General features: G+C 64.1%; 1 protein-coding gene. It reads left to right on the forward strand.

The window, feature by feature from the left end:
* A partial coding sequence (locus tag AAEY83_RS17185) for a PIG-L family deacetylase (RefSeq protein ID WP_351061091.1) occupies window positions 1-251 on the forward strand: 251 nt, incomplete at both ends.

Genomic DNA, 251 nt, shown 5'->3' on the forward strand with positions numbered 1-251 from the left:
GGCTATTTCTGCCTGCAACTGGCCGCGATGCGTGACAACCCGAATCAACCGGTGGGCTCGCGCGAAGCGGACTTGAGCGATACCCGCCTGTTCCGTCAATTCAATCCATTTGTGCTCCCGGGGGACGCCGATGGCGCGCCGACCTGGAACAATCTGCTGGCCGATCTGCGCGAAACGATGCTGCGCGCTCGTCCGGACGTCATCGTGCTGCCGCATCCGGCGCTCGACCCGCATCCTGACCACATCTGCGC

It is taken from the genome of Psychrobacter sp. TB20-MNA-CIBAN-0197 (genome assembly GCF_040309765.1).
Lineage (GTDB): Bacteria > Pseudomonadota > Gammaproteobacteria > Pseudomonadales > Moraxellaceae > Psychrobacter > Psychrobacter submarinus.